At 47.2% G+C, this 16798-nt stretch carries 15 protein-coding genes; 8 read left to right on the top strand and 7 right to left on the bottom strand.

Features of this window, described 5'->3' with window-relative positions; all coding sequences use genetic code 11:
- The first annotated feature begins 2 nt into the window (after positions 1-2).
- Positions 3-1721, top strand: a complete 1719-nt coding sequence (locus A2X74_RS02365; RefSeq protein ID WP_293628432.1) for a M48 family metalloprotease — start codon at positions 3-5, stop codon at positions 1719-1721.
- On the opposite strand, the gene A2X74_RS02360 is transcribed toward A2X74_RS02365, so the two are convergent.
- The 5 genes from A2X74_RS02360 to A2X74_RS02340 are packed head-to-tail and all read right to left on the bottom strand — an operon-like array spanning position 1722 to position 5046.
- Positions 1722-2336, bottom strand: a complete 615-nt coding sequence (locus A2X74_RS02360) for a DUF2946 family protein (RefSeq protein WP_293628434.1) — start codon at positions 2334-2336, stop codon at positions 1722-1724.
- Between the two features lie 28 nt (positions 2337-2364).
- The gene (locus A2X74_RS02355; RefSeq protein ID WP_293628436.1) at positions 2365-2799 is read right to left on the bottom strand and encodes a nuclear transport factor 2 family protein; all 435 of its coding nucleotides are present in this window, start codon (positions 2797-2799) and stop codon (positions 2365-2367) included.
- A gap of 34 nt (positions 2800-2833) precedes the next feature.
- Positions 2834-3871, bottom strand: a complete 1038-nt coding sequence (waaF, locus tag A2X74_RS02350; RefSeq protein ID WP_293628438.1) for a lipopolysaccharide heptosyltransferase II — start codon at positions 3869-3871, stop codon at positions 2834-2836.
- A 45-nt stretch (positions 3872-3916) separates the two neighbouring features.
- On the bottom strand, positions 3917-4108 hold the full coding sequence (locus tag A2X74_RS02345) for a zinc-finger domain-containing protein (protein WP_015421968.1): 192 nt from the start codon (positions 4106-4108) through the stop codon (positions 3917-3919).
- A 14-nt stretch (positions 4109-4122) separates the two neighbouring features.
- Entirely contained in the window at positions 4123-5046 is a 924-nt protein-coding gene (locus tag A2X74_RS02340) for a branched-chain amino acid transaminase (RefSeq protein WP_293628440.1), read from the bottom strand.
- A 210-nt stretch (positions 5047-5256) separates the two neighbouring features.
- Between A2X74_RS02340 and A2X74_RS02335 the strand changes: the two genes are divergently transcribed.
- The 7 genes from A2X74_RS02335 to A2X74_RS02305 all read left to right on the top strand — a co-directional run bounded on the left by A2X74_RS02335 (position 5257) and on the right by A2X74_RS02305 (position 12799).
- Positions 5257-6468 (top strand): phosphoglycerate kinase, encoded by a 1212-nt coding sequence (locus tag A2X74_RS02335; protein ID WP_293628583.1) that lies wholly within the window; start codon positions 5257-5259, stop codon positions 6466-6468.
- Between the two features lie 2 nt (positions 6469-6470).
- Positions 6471-7907, top strand: coding sequence for a pyruvate kinase (gene pyk / locus A2X74_RS02330; protein ID WP_293628442.1), 1437 nt, complete (start codon positions 6471-6473; stop codon positions 7905-7907).
- Positions 7908-7969: 62 nt separating this feature from the next.
- Entirely contained in the window at positions 7970-9034 is a 1065-nt protein-coding gene (gene fba / locus A2X74_RS02325) for a class II fructose-bisphosphate aldolase (RefSeq protein ID WP_293628444.1), read from the top strand.
- 7 nt (positions 9035-9041) lie between these two features.
- On the top strand, positions 9042-9938 hold the full coding sequence (locus A2X74_RS02320) for a phosphoribosylaminoimidazolesuccinocarboxamide synthase (protein WP_293628446.1): 897 nt from the start codon (positions 9042-9044) through the stop codon (positions 9936-9938).
- An 81-nt stretch (positions 9939-10019) separates the two neighbouring features.
- The gene (purE, locus tag A2X74_RS02315; protein WP_215301991.1) at positions 10020-10514 is read left to right on the top strand and encodes a 5-(carboxyamino)imidazole ribonucleotide mutase; all 495 of its coding nucleotides are present in this window, start codon (positions 10020-10022) and stop codon (positions 10512-10514) included.
- 3 nt (positions 10515-10517) lie between these two features.
- Entirely contained in the window at positions 10518-11702 is a 1185-nt protein-coding gene (locus A2X74_RS02310; RefSeq protein WP_293628448.1) for a 5-(carboxyamino)imidazole ribonucleotide synthase, read from the top strand.
- 2 nt (positions 11703-11704) lie between these two features.
- Entirely contained in the window at positions 11705-12799 is a 1095-nt protein-coding gene (locus A2X74_RS02305; RefSeq protein ID WP_293628450.1) for an L-threonylcarbamoyladenylate synthase, read from the top strand.
- On the opposite strand, the gene dacB is transcribed toward A2X74_RS02305, so the two are convergent.
- Both dacB and A2X74_RS02295 read right to left on the bottom strand, forming a co-directional pair.
- Positions 12745-14313, bottom strand: a complete 1569-nt coding sequence (gene dacB / locus A2X74_RS02300; RefSeq protein WP_293628452.1) for a D-alanyl-D-alanine carboxypeptidase/D-alanyl-D-alanine-endopeptidase — start codon at positions 14311-14313, stop codon at positions 12745-12747. The two genes, A2X74_RS02305 and dacB, sit on opposite strands and share 55 nt — an antisense overlap.
- Before the next feature lie 48 nt (positions 14314-14361).
- Positions 14362-16791: a response regulator gene (locus A2X74_RS02295; RefSeq protein ID WP_293628454.1), complete on the bottom strand. Its 2430-nt coding sequence runs from the start codon at positions 16789-16791 to the stop codon at positions 14362-14364.
- Positions 16792-16798 lie beyond the last annotated feature (7 nt).

Below are 16798 nucleotides of genomic sequence, written 5' to 3'. Positions count from 1 at the left end.
GGATGGAAGTCATAAAGACATCGCAAAAACTATCGCTATTTAAGCGAATTTTGGCTGCTCAGCTCATTCTGAGCTTGGCTTGGCCAAGTGCCGGCTTTGTTTATGCCGCTGGTCCTGCGCCTTCCTCAATCACAGGGGATGTCTCGGTTCAGGGTGAGTCTGCAGCCTTGCAGAACCTGGATAGAGCAGTTCAGTCGCCCGATGCCCGCTCTTCAAATCTACCCTCTCGCAATACACCCCTAACTCAGCCAAGCTTTGTACTCCCAGATATGGGTGATCCAGGTGGCGATAGCTTAAGTCGTATGGATGAGAAAAAGTATGGCGAGATGATCATGCGCCAGATTCGTCCAGATCCAGATTATTCCAATGACTTGCCTATCTATGATTATTTAAATCAAATGGAGCGACGCCTATTGCAAGCTGCAAAACGTTTGCAATTGGGTGGGGCTAATGAGCAGGGCAGTGGCGCCTATAACTTTGAGGTATTCGCTGTTAAAGACAGCAGTATTAACGCGTTTGCATTGCCTGGTGGATTTATTGGTTTTCATACAGGCTTGTTAGTGAGTGCTGAAACAGATTCAGAGGTAGCCTCAGTTATGGGGCATGAGACTGGCCACGTTTTACAGCGCCATCTAGCGCGTCAGATGGACAAGCAGACCACCAACACGATGATTGCCCTTGCAGGTATTTTGTTGGGCGCCTTAGCCGCCTCACGTAACCCAGGAGCTGCTTCTGGTTTGATGCAGGGTGGTCAGGCGGTGGCAGTGAACAATCAACTCTCCTACTCCAGAGATGCTGAGCGCGAGGCTGATCGTATTGGCTTTCAGATTCTGGCGGCAAGCGGTTACGACGTGAATGGTGCACCAGGATTCTTCCAGAGGTTGCAAAAAGCTACGGGGATTATGGATAGCGGTGTTCCATCCTATGTACGCACTCACCCATTAACCACTGATCGTATTGCGGATATGCAAGATCGCGCTCGTAATGTCGCCAGCCGAAATGTGCCAACTGCGGTGGAGTTTTATTTCATTAAGGCACGTGCTCGTATGGAGCAGTCTGGAAGCTCTAGTCAAATGTATGACTTAAAAAATACCTTTGATAGCTTGAGTAAGCAGTCTTCTCCAGGCAAACAGATGGAAGGTTTTTATGGGCTAGCGCTCGTTGCTCAAAAGCAAGGTAAGTTCGATCAGGCTGCCAGCTATTTGCAACAAGCACGCAATCTAGCCAATAGCGCAAGTGCGTCTGGATCTCCCATAATTCGACAGAGCCTATCTTTAGACATTACCGCCTCCGAATTAGCATTAGCTAGGGGTAAGGGTGATGAGGCCCTGCAAATTGCTCAAGCGACTTTAAAGGCCTTCCCACAATCCTATGCTGCTGGCGCAGCGATGATGAATGCTTACCTGAAACTAGGCCGCACTAATGATGCCATTGCCTGGTTAAAGGCGCGCACTAGGTTGCAGCCTAATGAGGTGGTGTGGTGGACCATGCTATCGAATGCCTATGATCAGGCAAAGAATGTGCCGATGCGCCATTACGCTCTTGGAGAGAAGTATGCGCTAGAGGGTGCTTGGCCATCCGCCATTGAGCAACTCAAGATTGCTAGATCTTCTGGTGGCGCCGACTTTTATCAGGCTTCTAGTATTGATGCGCGCCTGCGTGAAATGCAGAAAGAGTATCAAGAAGAGCTGAAGGAGCAGGGCAAAAATATGCCTAGCTAATTAATTGCTAGGCGCTTTGATGAAGTGGAAGCGCTCACTTAGTTCCGCCGAATGAATGGGTTCGATCGGTAAATTTTTGCCATGCCACCGCCAAGATCCTCTGAAGCTACAGGCATCTTCTTGAACTTGAGATTGTTCTGAGAAGAGCTCCAAATCATGATCATGCAATAGTGCAACCGATAAAGATTCTGTTTTGGCGAACGCGGTGTCATCGACTTGATCTGAGCTTGATTGAGGGATCAGTCCAGTAATGTAGATGTTGCCTTTTTCATCACTCAGAGCACCCTGCGGTTTTATTTCTGTAGTGCACTGGGTTAATAGCTGAGGACCACTTTCAGTGGGAATGATTCTGGCAATCCATGGCGTGGCATCCAGTGTGATGAAAACCCGTTGTGGACCATTCTGAAAAAAGTATCGACCTAATTCATCGTGCGCATAATTTCTGCAGATAAATTCATTGAGGGCCGCATGCTGAATGACGCTGCCAGCTAGTTTGTTGGTTTGGGCGAACTCATCGCGCATACGCCATTGACCGCGACGATCCAGGGCTAACCATCCAAAGCAGTGAGGAACATTGGGCCACTTAATGAGAGACCGGAGTACTTGCTCATCCATGAAGTGGCAATCTTTGAGCCATCACTAATTAGTGCAGTCCGTGTGGAGTAGATGGGGCATCAAAAGTATCTTCAGTTGAATGGCTTGCATGCAGGTGAGCAATGCGCCAGCCCTGACTATCCTGCAATAAGACCAAAGTGATATTGAGGAAGAACTCGGCTTCAATTTGATCGGCGCGCAGATGCACGGCTTCAGTAGTGTCGTAGACTGCGGCACCTAAAACAGAATGGCTAATACAGGCAATCGGCTCTAAAAAGAGAGCTTGCTTTGCCAACAGGCGTTCTAAACCCTCCCGAATTTCTGCATGTCCACTTAAGCGTTGCCCCTCTGGGAGCACGCAAGTAATTGAGTCGTCATCTAGCCAGATTGCCAGGGCGCCTTTGACGTCACGATGCTTCAACGCATCACGCCAGGCATCCACCACTTCATCGGCATTATGAAAAAGTCTGGCAAGTTTAGTCATGGCTTACTTTCTGGTGATGTGTATCGCGACAAAATTAGTGGAGTGATTGAATGGTGCCCAATACAGTCGTGGGCAAAATATCTTTTAAGCATTTGAGATGCCCAAGCGGGCACTCTCTTTTGTGACAGGGGCTACATGGCAAGTTAAGCCAAATGACTTTTGCCTTATCGGATAGCGGTGGCGTATGGTGTGGATCGCTTGAGCCAAAGATCGCCACTTGAGGAACTTTTAGTGCTGCGCCGATATGCATTAAGCCAGAGTCGTTGCTGACCAGTGCCTTACTCATACCAATGAGTGCAATCGCTTCATCCAGTGAAGTCTCGCCACACCAGTTCTGAATCTGAGAAGTATTTGTCACCTGGGAAATAATTTCCTTACCCAATTTGTGATCACTCTTGCTGCCCAAGAGAATGACATGCGCATCAGATTCATGCGTGATTAATTGCTCTGCGAGAGTAGCGAAGTGATCGGTGGGCCAGCGTTTAGTGACGCCGTACTCAGCGCCTGGGCAAAACACATAGATTGATTTTTCATTCATTCCCGCTGTTTGCAACTTAGTGCTGACAGATTGTTTGGCTGCGGGTGAGATGTTGAGTGTGGGATCTGCTGATTGATTGACATCAATCTTTTGTGAAGGCTGTATTACATTGCTCAGTGCAAAGTAATGATTTGCCATCGGGGGGCGATTAGTCTTACTGGGATTATCTAAAGCAAAATTGATGAGTCCAAAACGCATCTCTCCGCGATAGCCAATTCGTAGCGGAATATTAGCGAGCCAAGGAATGAAGGCAGACTTCAGGCTATTGGGAAGAACAAAGCAGGCGTCGTATTTAGTTAATTCCAGTTGCCTTGCTAGCTGCTTGCGTAGACCCCACTGCAATTGCTTATGCTCTAGGCGCGCTTCAATGACTTGATGAACTTCAGCGCAGGCGCGATAGATGGGCGCAACCCATGGACTTGCTAAAACATCAATCTGCGACTGCGGGTAAATTACTTTGAGATTCGCCAGCAGAGGCTGGGACATTACGGCATCACCAATCCAGTTGGGGGCGATGATCAGAATACGATTCATATGAGGTATCCCGACACAGCACCCCGGAGCGGGGTGCTGATGGGCTTAGTGCCCGTGGGGTTCGGTGCCAGGAATGAGTTTGTACTCAGTGCCGCAATAAGGACACTTTGCCTCACCCGTTTTAGCAACATCCAGAAATACACGTGGATGTGAATTCCAGCTAGGGGTTTTATTGGTTGGGCAATGTAAAGGCAAATCAGTATTGCCATTCACCATCACAACTTGAGCTTCACTCATTCTCTGATTTCCTATTACTTAACGTAAGTTAACCAAGACTTGTACTTATCGCTTCTACCGTAGACCGCATCAAAGTAGGTCTTCTGAATTTTCTCGGTAATCGGACCGCGCTTACCGTCACCAATAGTGCGGTCATCCAATTCACGAATTGGCGTTACTTCTGCAGCGGTACCAGTAAAGAAAGCCTCATCAGCAGAGTAGATCTCATCGCGGGTGATGCGCTTCTCACGCAATTCAAGGCCGAGATCTTTGACGATCTCAATAATGGAGTCACGAGTAATGCCGTCTAAGCAAGAAGCCAGATCTGGGGTGTAAACGATCCCATCACTCACCATAAAAACGTTTTCACCAGATCCTTCAGATACATAGCCTTCTGTATCCAGTAGCAGGGCTTCGTCGTAGCCATTAGCCGTTACTTCTTGGTTGGCCAAAATAGAGTTGATGTAGTAACCAGAGGCCTTGGCGCGTACCAGTGATGAATTTACAAAGTGACGTGTAAATGAGGAGGTTTTAACGCGGATACCCTTGTTAATGCCATCTTCACCCAAATAAGCACCCCATTCCCAGGCGGCGATCGCGGTATGGATGCTGTTACCTTTTGGAGAGATGCCGAGCTTTTGGGAGCCAATAAAGATGATTGGGCGGATATAGCAAGATTCCAGCTTATTGCTATTAACGACCTCAATAATGCCGCTGGTGATTTGCTCAGGGGTCCAAGGCATAGTCATTTGGAAAATCTTAGTTCCATTGAAAAGGCGCTTAACGTGCTCTGGAAGGCGGAAAATAGCGGTGCCCTGGGGGGTTTTGTAGGCGCGAATGCCTTCAAATACACCCATTCCGTAGTGGAGACTGTGGGTTAGCACATGAATATTGGCCTCACGCCAGGGAATGAGCTTCCCATCGGACCAAATAAAGCCATCGCGGTCGGACATCGACATTTTCTCTACCTTTTAAATATGTAATAAATAGGGTGATTCAATTCGGTAAAACTGGGTGCCATGCTGCTAGGGAGCCCCTAGGCCTGGGATACGTCTCAGCCTTTATTGTAGAGCAGGGAGCGGGGTGAGGTAGTCCAATTCCTTTGGGGTAGAAAGCCCAGACGATTTAGAATGGAGCATTCCCCTAAAACCACTAATTTTGCCATTCTCATGCCGGAAACTCTCTTTAAAGTAAAACGTCTCAGTGATCTCGCTGCAGCAGGTCTGCTGAAGGGAAAGCGGGTTTTAATCCGCGCCGATCTCAATGTGCCTCAGGATGATGTGGGCAACATCACAGAAGACACCCGTATTAAGGCCTCTATGCCTGCGGTGCAAATGTGCTTGGATGCTGGTGCGGCCGTCATGGTCACCTCACATTTAGGGCGTCCAACTGAGGGCGAGTTCAAGCCCGAGGATAGTTTGGCTCCAGTAGCCGATCGAATTGCCACCCTCTTAAATCGTAAGGTTCCCTTAATTAGCGATTGGGTTGATGGTGGCTTTGAAGTCAATTCAGGTGAATTGGTACTGCTAGAGAACTGTCGTCTCAATGTGGGCGAGAAAAAGAATAACGATGAGTTGGCTAAGAAGATTGCCGCTCTGTGTGATGTGTATGTCAATGATGCTTTTGGTACTGCTCACCGCGCTGAAGCAACCACGCATGGCGTTGCTAAGTTTGCGCCGATTGCTTGTGCCGGTCCTTTGATGGCCGCTGAGTTAGATGCTTTGAGCCGTGCTCTAGCAAGCCCAAAGCGCCCATTGGTGGCGATTGTGGCTGGCTCTAAGGTATCTTCAAAACTGACCATTCTGAAAGCATTGGCTGACAAGGTGGATGAGTTGATTGTGGGTGGCGGCATTGCAAATACCTTTATGTTGGCTAAAGGCTTACCGATTGGTAAGTCATTAGCAGAGCCGGATTTGGTTGATGAGGCGCGAGAAATTATGGAGATTATGGAAAAGCGCGGTGCGCACGTTCCCATTCCTGAGGATGTCGTGGTTGCAAACGAACTCTCTCCATTAGCGCGTGCGAATCGTGTGCCTGCTGATCAAGTTGCGGAAGACGACATGATTTTGGATATTGGCCCTAAAACTGCTGCGCGTTTATCCATCATGTTGGCGCATGCTGGCACGATCGTTTGGAACGGCCCATTAGGCGTATTTGAGATTGACCAGTTTGGCGGTGGCACCAAAATGTTGGCTGCAGCAATCGCGCATTCACCAGCATTTTCAATTGCTGGTGGCGGTGACACATTGGCTGCAATTGCGAAATACGGTATTGAAAATCAGGTGGATTACATCTCTACTGGCGGCGGTGCCTTCTTGGAATTCTTGGAAGGCAAAACCTTGCCAGCCTTTGCAGTACTAGCTGAAAGAGCGAAAGACTAACTATGTTGAGAGCAACAAAGATCATTGCCACATTAGGCCCTGCATCAGAAAAGCCAGAAGTATTGCGTGAGATGATTCGTGCAGGTGTGGATGTCGTGAGGATGAACTTTTCTCATGGCACTGTTGCTGACCATAAGGCGCGTCATGATTTAGTGCGCAGTATTTCTGCTGAAGCTGGGAAAGAGGTTGGCATCATGGCCGATCTTCAAGGTCCAAAAATTCGCGTGGGTAAATTTGTTGATAGCAAAATTCTTTTAAAAGAAGGCGCGCAATTTATTCTGGATGTCGCATGTGAGTTGGGCAATCAAGAGCGCGTTGGTTTGGATTACAAAGAGTTGCCACAAGATGTCAAACCGGGCGATCGCCTCTTGTTAAACGATGGTCTAGTTGTACTTCGCGTTGAGAGTGTTAAAGGTGGAGAAATCTTTACCCTCGTTGAGCAAGGTGGCCCACTCTCGAATAACAAAGGCATTAACCGTGCTGGTGGTGGTCTGACTGCACCAGCGCTGACAGAAAAAGATATTGCTGATTTAGACGCAGCGATCGCGATGGGTGTAGATTTTCTGGCGATTAGCTTTCCTAAAGATGGCGCAGATATGGCTTATGCCCGCAAGTTGGCAGATGCCGCTAGCGCAAAGTATGGTGTTGGTAAAGTGCGCACGATTGCAAAAGTAGAGCGTGCAGAGGCGATTGAGTTTGATGCATTGAACAGCATCATCGCGGAGAGTGATGGGATCATGGTTGCGCGTGGCGACTTAGCGATTGAAGTGGGTAACGCTGCTGTCCCTGCTTTGCAAAAGCGCATGATTAAGCTGGCACTTGAGGCTGACAAATTCACAATTACCGCTACACAAATGATGGAGTCCATGATTAATGCTCCAGTGCCTACTCGTGCTGAAGTCAGTGACGTAGCTAATGCGGTATTGGACGGCACAGATGCAGTGATGTTGTCTGCTGAATCTGCTGCTGGTATGTATCCCGTGCAAACCATCAAAGCGATGGCTGAGATTTGTGTTGAGGCTGAAAAGTCAGACCGTGTAAAGCTGGATACTGATTTCCTGGATCAAACCTTCTCACGCATTGATCAAACAATTGCCCTGGGCGCGCTCTTTACAGCGCATCACCTCAATGCCAATGCGATTGCCGCTTTGACAGAATCAGGATCCACTGCGGTTTGGATGAGTCGACACAATATTCATTTGCCCATCTTTGCCTTAACTTCAAAGATTGCAACTCAGCGTGCCTTGAGCACTTATCGGAATGTATTTCCTGTTGGCTTAGATTACACCAAGCAACGTGATACTGCGCTGCAAGAGGTGGAGGATTGCCTGAAGAAGTTAGGGGCGGTGAAGAAGGGTGATGTAGTGGTTCTAACTTCAGGTGAGCCTATGGGTGAGCCAGGTGGCACGAACTCACTCAAGATTATTCAAGTGAAGTAATTCACTTTTTAAAATATTGATTCAAATAATTCATTACTAACATTTTTAATTAAGAGACCATCATGGCTTTAGTATCTTTACGACAACTCTTGGATCACGCAGCTGAAAATGGCTATGGCTTGCCAGCATTTAATGTGAACAATTTAGAGCAAGTTACAGCAATCATGGAGGCAGCAAATGAGGCTGATTCTCCAGTCATCATGCAAGCTTCTGCTGGTGCTCGTAAATATGCCGGTGAATCATTCTTACGTCATTTGATTTCTGCTGCGGTTGAGGCTTACCCACATATCCCCGTTGTAATGCATCAAGACCACGGCCAAAGTCCAGCGGTTTGTATGGCTGCGATTAAGAGCGGCTTTACTAGCGTGATGATGGATGGCTCGCTAGAGGCCGATGGCAAGACGGTTGCCAGCTATGAATACAACGTCGATGTTTCTAGGGAAGTGGTGAAGTTTTCCCACTCTATTGGGGTTACGGTTGAAGCGGAATTGGGTGTTCTAGGTTCATTGGAGACGATGCAGGGCGACAAAGAAGATGGTCATGGTGCTGATGGCAAGATGACGCGTGAGCAGTTGTTGACAGACGTTGAGCAAGCGGCTGACTTTGTAAAGGCTACGCAGTGCGATGCTTTAGCGATTGCGATTGGTACTAGTCATGGTGCCTATAAATTTACGAAGAAGCCTACTGGTGACATCTTGGCTATCGAGCGTATTAAAGAAATTCACACACGTATTCCGAATACACATTTAGTGATGCATGGTTCTTCTAGCGTTCCACAAGAATTGCTCGCAGAGATTCGTGAGTTTGGTGGGGATATGAAAGAAACTTATGGCGTGCCTGTTGAAGAAATTCAAGAGGGCATTAAGAATGGTGTGCGTAAGATCAATATTGATACCGATATTCGCTTGGCGATGACTGCTGCTATTCGCCGCTATATGTTCGAGAACCCAAGCAAGTTTGATCCACGCGATTATTTAAAGCCCGCACGTGAAGCCGCCAAGAAGGTTTGTATTGCACGTTTCAATGCTTTCGGCAGCGCAGGTCAAGCATCCAAAATTAAGCCAATTCCCCTGGAAAAAATGGCAGAGCTTTACAAGAGTGGCAAATTAGCCCAGATCGTGAAGTGAGATAAATATGCCAGCTTTGTACGCCACCTCCATTAAGTCCCTGCCTTTGCTCTCCAAAGGAAAAGTGCGTGATGTATACGCGCTAGGTGATGACAAGCTACTCATGATCACCACCGATCGCTTGTCTGCCTTTGACGTAGTCATGGGTCAGCCGATTCCTGAGAAGGGTATTGTGCTTAACCAAATGGCCAACTTTTGGTTTGACAAATTAGCCAAGGTAATTCCGAACCACCTGACAGGTATTGATCCTGAGAGCGTTGTGCCTGCTGATGAAGTGGATCAAGTTAAAGGTCGTGCGGTAGTGGCTAAACGCTTGAAGCCAATTTTGGTTGAAGCGGTAGTGCGTGGCTACCTAGCTGGTAGCGGTTGGAAAGACTACAAAGAGACTGGAAAAGTTTGCGGTATTGCATTGCCAGAAGGTTTAGAAAACGCACAGAAGTTACCTGAACCTATTTTTACTCCTGCAGCTAAAGCAGAAGTGGGTGAGCATGATGAAAACATTTCCTTTGACAAGGTGATTGAGATGATTGGTGAGAAATTAGCCAATCAAATTCGTGAGGTCAGCATTCGCTTATACAAAGAAGCTTCTGAATTTGCCGCGACTCGTGGAATCATCATTGCTGATACCAAGTTTGAGTTTGGTTTGGATGATGATGGTCAGTTAGTCTTAATGGATGAAATCCTCACTGCCGACTCTTCCCGTTTTTGGCCTGCTGAAACCTACTATGTCGGTGCAAATCCACCTTCTTATGACAAGCAATTCGTTCGAGACTGGCTAGAAACAGCCATGGTCGACGGTAAGCCTTGGCCAAAAACGGCCCCTGCGCCTGCTTTGCCGGCTGATGTGATTGATAAAACAGCAGAAAAGTACCGCGAAGCCCTCGCTCGCTTAACTAAGGGCTAATTTCCTAGGGCCCCTAAAAAGGCTGGGATAATAAGACCTTAGATAGATTAACGGTGTAGATCAGGGCATTTGGAGAGGTCAATGAGCAAAAAGCCAGTAGTTGGAATAGTAATGGGATCCAATTCAGATTGGGACACCATGCAGCATGCCGCTCAAATGCTGGAGCAATTTGGTATTGCTCATGAAGCTAAAGTGGTTTCAGCTCATCGCATGCCAGACGATATGTTTGCGTATGCAGAAAATGCTTCCAAAAATGGACTAAAGGCAATTATTGCTGGCGCTGGTGGTGCTGCGCATTTGCCAGGCATGTTGGCATCTAAAACAATCGTTCCAATCTACGGTGTTCCGGTTGCCAGCAAATATTTACGTGGTGAAGACTCCCTGTACTCCATCGTTCAAATGCCTAAGGGCATTCCAGTGGCAACATTTGCGATTGGTGAGGCTGGAGCTGCAAATGCCGCTTTGCATGTGATTGCTAATTTGGCGGTCAATGATGCTGCTTTAGCAAAACAGTTAGAAGAGTTCCGTGTGAAGCAGTCCGATACTGCGCGCGCCATGAATTTGCCGGGATATTAAAAGATGGCAGATCGTTTGGAGCCCATCTTGCCGGGCTCGTATTTAGGAATTTTAGGTGGTGGTCAATTGGGGCGCATGTTTACCCAGGCAGCTCAAGCTATGGGGTACAAGGTCTGCGTGCTGGATCCTGGATCAGATAGCCCTGCAGGTTCTATTGCAGAAAAATTCATTCAAGCTGATTACACTGACTCCGCAGCTCTAAAAGAGATGGCAGCATTATGTAAATCCGTTAGCACCGAATTTGAAAATGTTCCTGCTCAAGCTTTAGATGAGCTGGAATCTTTGGGTGTCTTCGTAGCGCCTCGCAGTAGTTGTGTTTCTTTGGCTCAAAACCGCGTTGCTGAGAAAAAATTCTTAGCTACCTGGAAAGCGGAAACCAATATTGGCCCCGCTCCTTATTGCGTAGTCGAGCATGATGCCGATATTGAGCATGTGCCTGCGGATTTATTCCCTGGTATTCTGAAAACCGCGCGCATGGGTTACGACGGCAAAGGACAAATTACTGTTTACGACTCTGCCAATCTAGTTGCTGCCTGGGCTGAATTGGGTAAGGTGCCGTGTGTTCTTGAAAAGCGTATGGATTTGGATTTTGAGGTGTCCGCTTTAGTGGTGCGTGGATATGATGATGCGGTTGTTGCATATCCAGTTTCTCAAAACATCCATCGTGATGGCATCTTGCACACCTCCACTGTGCCTGCACCATCGCTGAAGCCTCCTCAAGAGAAAAAAATTATTGAGGCTGCAAAAGCACTCATTCGTAAGATTGATTACGTAGGTGTTTTATGTGTCGAGTTCTTTGTCCTCAAGAGCGGTGACATCATCGCTAATGAAATTGCACCTCGTCCGCATAACTCTGGCCACTACACTATGGATGCCTGTGTCAGTAGTCAATTTGAGCAGCAGGTTCGAAGCATGGCTCGTCTACCTCTGGGTGATACCCGCTTGCTGGCACCAGTCTCTATGCTTAATCTCTTAGGTGATCTTTGGTATGAAGGTAGCGAAGATAAGGCAAGAGAACCTGCTTGGGATCAGGTGCTCTCGCATCCAGATGCCAAGTTACACCTCTATGGAAAATCCGATCCACGCATGGGTCGCAAGATGGGTCACATCAATTGCTTGGGTGAGTCGCTGAATCAAGCGCGCCAAAATTGTGCAGCTGTTGCACTTGAATTAGGGATCGAGCCCTAGAAATGCCCAGCGATAGTAGCTCACTGCAATCATCCGCAGTGATTAATGAAGCAGTACAGACTTTGCGAGATGGTGGCTTAGTTGCCTTTCCGACTGAGACTGTTTATGGCTTAGGGGCGGACGCGAAGAACCCTGATGCCATCAAACGGATTTTTACCGCTAAAGGCAGACCTTCAAATCACCCGCTTATTGTTCACTTGGCAGCGTCTGATAAGTTTGACCAGGCTCAGGTTGATTGGGTTCCAGTTCTAGCGCCTTGGGTAAGGGACTTATCAGAAGACGCATTAAAACTCATCAATGCATTTTGGCCGGGTCCGCTGACCTTAGTCTTTAAAAAAGATAAAAGCGTTTTAAATGAACTTACCGGCGGTCAAGATACCGTGGCGATTCGGGCGCCTGCGCACCCGATTGCACAAGAATTGCTGCGTAAGTTTAAGGGTGGGGTGGTTGCTCCTTCGGCTAATCGTTTCGGAAAAGTTTCACCCACTAGTGCAGCTGATGTGCGTAGCGAGTTTGAAGGCATGTTGGAGCTTATGATTTTGGATGGTGGTGATTGCGAAGTCGGTATTGAATCGACCATCATTGATTTGTCTTCTGGTGATCATCCAGTTTTATTGCGCCCAGGCCTTATTACTCCAGGGGAAATTCTTGCCAAAACGGGTATTCAAGTTTATTTGCCTGGTGAAATTGATTCGGTGAAGCAGGGTGGAGATATGCCAAGGGTCTCTGGTAGTCTTCGTGCCCATTACGCCCCGACAACCCCTCTCAGAATGTATGCCTCGGGCAGAGTCTTGGATGCGCTCAGCGAGTTCCCGGATATTAAGTCGCGAGTAGCGGTTGCAGTATGGGATTCGGAATCTTCATTAGGCGTTGATGGACACCCATCAGCTCATTTTGAGGAAGTGCTCGTGCCTAGTGATAGCGCTGCATTTGCAAGTCGCTTGTATCGCTCCCTGCGAGATTTAGATCAGCAAGGATGGGATCTGATTTTGTTTCCGGAGCCGCCAGCAGGGGAAGAGTGGGATGGCGTCAGGGACCGACTTCAGCGGGCCTGTTTTGGTTCTGGACCATCATCCAGTAGCCACGCTAATAGTTGATCGTGCGCCTCTAAACCTTTCCCAGCATTGGGATGGTTGATGAATGAGCTCACCGCATACATTTTCCCGGACTTACTCATCACATAACCCGATATTGCTCGGACATCAACCAGCGATCCTGTTTTAATTCGGGCCTCAGGTTTTTTCTTTAAATGCAGAAATTTCCGTAAATGCCCCATGAGGCGATTGCGCATGGTGCCGTCTGTTCCTGCAATCGGTAGGCTGTTATAAAAATTGTCCGCTACAGATAGATTGCGAGCAGCTACTAATAATTGCGTCAAATGCTCGGCAGATATTGCTTCAGTACGTGATAGGCCAGAGCCGTTCTCAATGATCAGTTCTGGAAACTCGAGCCCCAATCCCTTTAACCAGCTCTGAATCACAAGCTCACCATTTTCAGTGGTCGCTGGTTTACCCATCTTCTCAAATGCTAAGGTCAACATCAATTGCCTTGCCATCACGTTGTTAGAAAACTTATTGATATCTTGTACATCATCAGCTAAAGGGATGCCTTCAAACTGTAGCAGTAGTCGTGCCGCCAAGGGAACGGCGCCAGAATTTCCGGTGGGTGCTTGGGCCCAAGTGCCGCCAGCCAATTCCCAGGCTGCAGCAAAGCCTTGAGTCAGAAAGGTATTGGCATCCAGGGCGACAACGTTGTAATTCACCCCTTTGCAGGCATTGGGAAAACTACCTGAGAACTGCGCAGTGAGAGCTTGGTTAGTGCTGGTGCCATCACCCTCAGGTTCTAAGTTAAAACGAAGATTGCTTTTCCAGCTGTCGCAGGATTGATTAACCAATTGCATTTGGTTAATCACTTTGAGTTGGGAAAGTGGCGGTGTGTAGCTAATGTCAATAAAGTCTGCAGTACGCGATTTGCCCAGTTGAAACGAGAGGGTCCTAAATGCATACAGCAGGGGATCTGGTGGGACGTTATAGGCACGCAAAGATTCGCCATCGATCGTGTTGTGTTCCATCACGCTAGGAGCATAAGCACTTCGATCAAAGAATAAATTGCCATCAATTTTTTGGATACCTAAATTCTGTATAGCCTTCATCATTTTGGCGAATTCTTCAGGGATGAGCTTAGGATCGCCCGTGCCTTGTAAATAGAGATTGCCTTTAAGAGTTCCTTTGCGAATCAGTCCATCGGTATAAATATTTGTGCGCCAACGATATTGCGGGCCTAATACATCCAATCCGGCAAGGGTGGTGATGAGCTTCATGGTGGACGCAGGGTTCATTGCCTCTTGAGAGCGCCAGTCCAATTCTGTTTTTGCTGTCACTTTTCCTGGTCGTGCTTGATCAATTTCCATCACGGATATGCTGATCGCATCTTTAGGAATCTGACTTTTCTCAAGGCTAGCAGCTACAGCCTTGGGGATGTATTTGAGAGCAGTCTCTTGCGAGACTAAGTCGGCAGAGTGTGCCTGAGGGATCAAGACCAGAATGGACAGGCCAGCCAAAAGAATGGCCGCTTGAGCTAGGACTGAGGTTGAAGAATTCTGGGTACGCATTCCCCATAGGATAAACCTTGATGCCCGGTGGGTTACAACAGCCGCAAATTAATGCTGATATCTTTTCTTATAAGTATCGATAGTTTGGTTTTGTTCTTCGAGAAGGGCCATAAATCGCTTTATCCGATCTGATAGCGGCCCGTCAATTTCAAGTGATTCACAGGTGTGGATAAATTCAGTAGCCTGTAACAGTTGTGCCCCGCCTTTGACTTTATGGACCAGGCTTCGAAACTGCGCCTCGTTAATAGGGGCTTGATCGTTATTGAATGCAAGCTGATTTAGAACCTCTAGATGTACCTTTTCAATTTCTTCCAGAATCACGATGATTTGTTGAGGGTCATCTTTAATGAGATTGGAGAAAGCCTCAAATGAATAGACCTCATAACTACTACTGGGGTCTTGGCTAGATTCAAAATAGCGCATGAGTTCATTTTCAAGGGCACTCAAACTCAATGGTTTGATAAGAACACCATTCATGCCAGAGGATAAAAATTGATGGCGTGAGTCTAAAGCGTAAATATCAGCCGTGACGCCAATGATGACTAAGTCACGATTACCCAGAGATCGAATTTGTTTAGCCAGCTCAGAGCCCTGCATACCTGGCATAGACTGATCTGTGAGCATGAGATCAAAATGATGGTCTTTCAACAATATGAGTGCAGCGGCAGCATTCTCACAAACACGAGTGTGTATTCCTAATGCCTCCAATTGCAGTGACAAAATTTGTCGACTGGCCGGATGATCTTCCACTACCAAGGCTTGAATGGGACAGTTTTTCCGCCCCACCTTTTTTGAGATCAAGTTTTTGGATGACGTTTGTAAGGAATCGAAGCTAGTGGGTTGGGGGGCAGCAATACTCGTTCTCGGAAAAGCTACTGAGAAATGAACGTTACTTCCAAATCCGGGAGCACTTTCAAAATAGAGGTGACTGTTCATGGAGCTCACCAAATGATTGGTGATAGTAAGCCCAAGCCCTGTACCCCTATCTTGTTCTGATTGATAAGAGTCCTGCGTAGCCGGTAATTGCTCAAAAGCTTGCAGAGCCAGTTTAATTTGCTCGCTGCCCATGCCCACCCCAGTGTCGATCACTCTGAACTCGAGTAATTGACCAGCATGATCATCTGCGAGCACGGTGGTAGAAAAGTACACCTCGCCTTCATTGGTGAACTTAATGGCATTGCTGAGTAAGTTCTGCAGAACTTGTCGTAGACGTAAGGAATCTATCATCAGTACTTCGGCGATTCTGGGGTCAATCGAGGTATGCAGTAGTAGATTTTGTTTCTGAGCCATAGTAGAAAATGCCGCATGAATATCCATGATCAATTGATGGGGGTTGCATGGCTCGAGATTGAGAGTGAGCTTGCCAGCTTCAATCTTTGAAATATCCAATACTTGATTGAGCATCCCTAAAAGTGATTCAGCTGAAGCTTGAGCGCTCTTTAATAGTGATTTATCTTTTTTAGGAAATTGCGCGCTACTGAGTAGCAGCTCCTGCACTCCTAGAATGGCATTCATGGGAGTGCGAATTTCATGACTCATGGTTGCGAGAAATGCGGATTTGGCTGCATTGGCCTTTTCAGCTAACTCCTTAGACTGCAACAACTCAAGAGCAGTTTTCTTCTGATGAAAATACTTTCTTTGGAGCTGATAGAGCATTACCCCGCCAATAATGAATACCAGGATAGCACTCAGCCAGGGCAGTAAGCTTGATTTTGGCTTGGCTTCATCACCTAAGGCAAAGAGCTGGCGTGAGGCAATGGGATCCAAGTCATTTAAAAAATGACTCAATACATCATGCAGTGGAGCATCTTGATCGGAGATTAACCAGCGGTAGGCAAATGGATCTCGACTGTATAGCCCATCTATTTTTAGATCTGAATTTGGGGTTTCTTGTATCAATCGACGCGCTAAGCGGATTGGCATCACCAATGCCTCGATATCGCTTTTGATCAGGGATTGCATCAAGTCATCGGGTGACTGATCCTCTTTATCTTTGGCATAGTCATTAAAGATGGAAGGCGTATTCTCAAGGCCTCGATCGAAATAGGCAATTTTTAGACTCGGAGAATCTAGCTTACTCGAGTTCTTGGTAACAACGGCATCATGCCCCCAAAAGATGGCTTCAGATAAGGAACCAAATTGCAGAACATGATCATTAATTCTGGGTGGATCGATGATGAAATCCACATCGCCTTTGCTGAGCTGTTTTAAACCTTCTTGATCTGATTTTCTCCATACCGCTACATATTGCTGTCGCGTACATTCTTCAATTTTTGATATGAGAGCTTTAAATGGTGCAGTACCTTCTTGCTGATAAGTTTGGTTAAGGTAGGGGGCATATTTTTCATGAATGCTAAATCGCACAACTGGATGGGCATCGATCCATGATTGCTCTGCAGCGTTAAATGGGCCTGCATATGTCAGGCCTACATAGACAGAGCAGAGTACAAATACTTTTTTCAAAATGAATCGATGCATGCCGTCT

The organism is Polynucleobacter sp. GWA2_45_21 (assembly GCF_001830325.1).
Classification (GTDB): domain Bacteria; phylum Pseudomonadota; class Gammaproteobacteria; order Burkholderiales; family Burkholderiaceae; genus Polynucleobacter.
The sequence above is the reverse complement of the archived record's forward strand: the minus strand, read 5'-3'. Positions and strand labels throughout refer to the sequence as shown.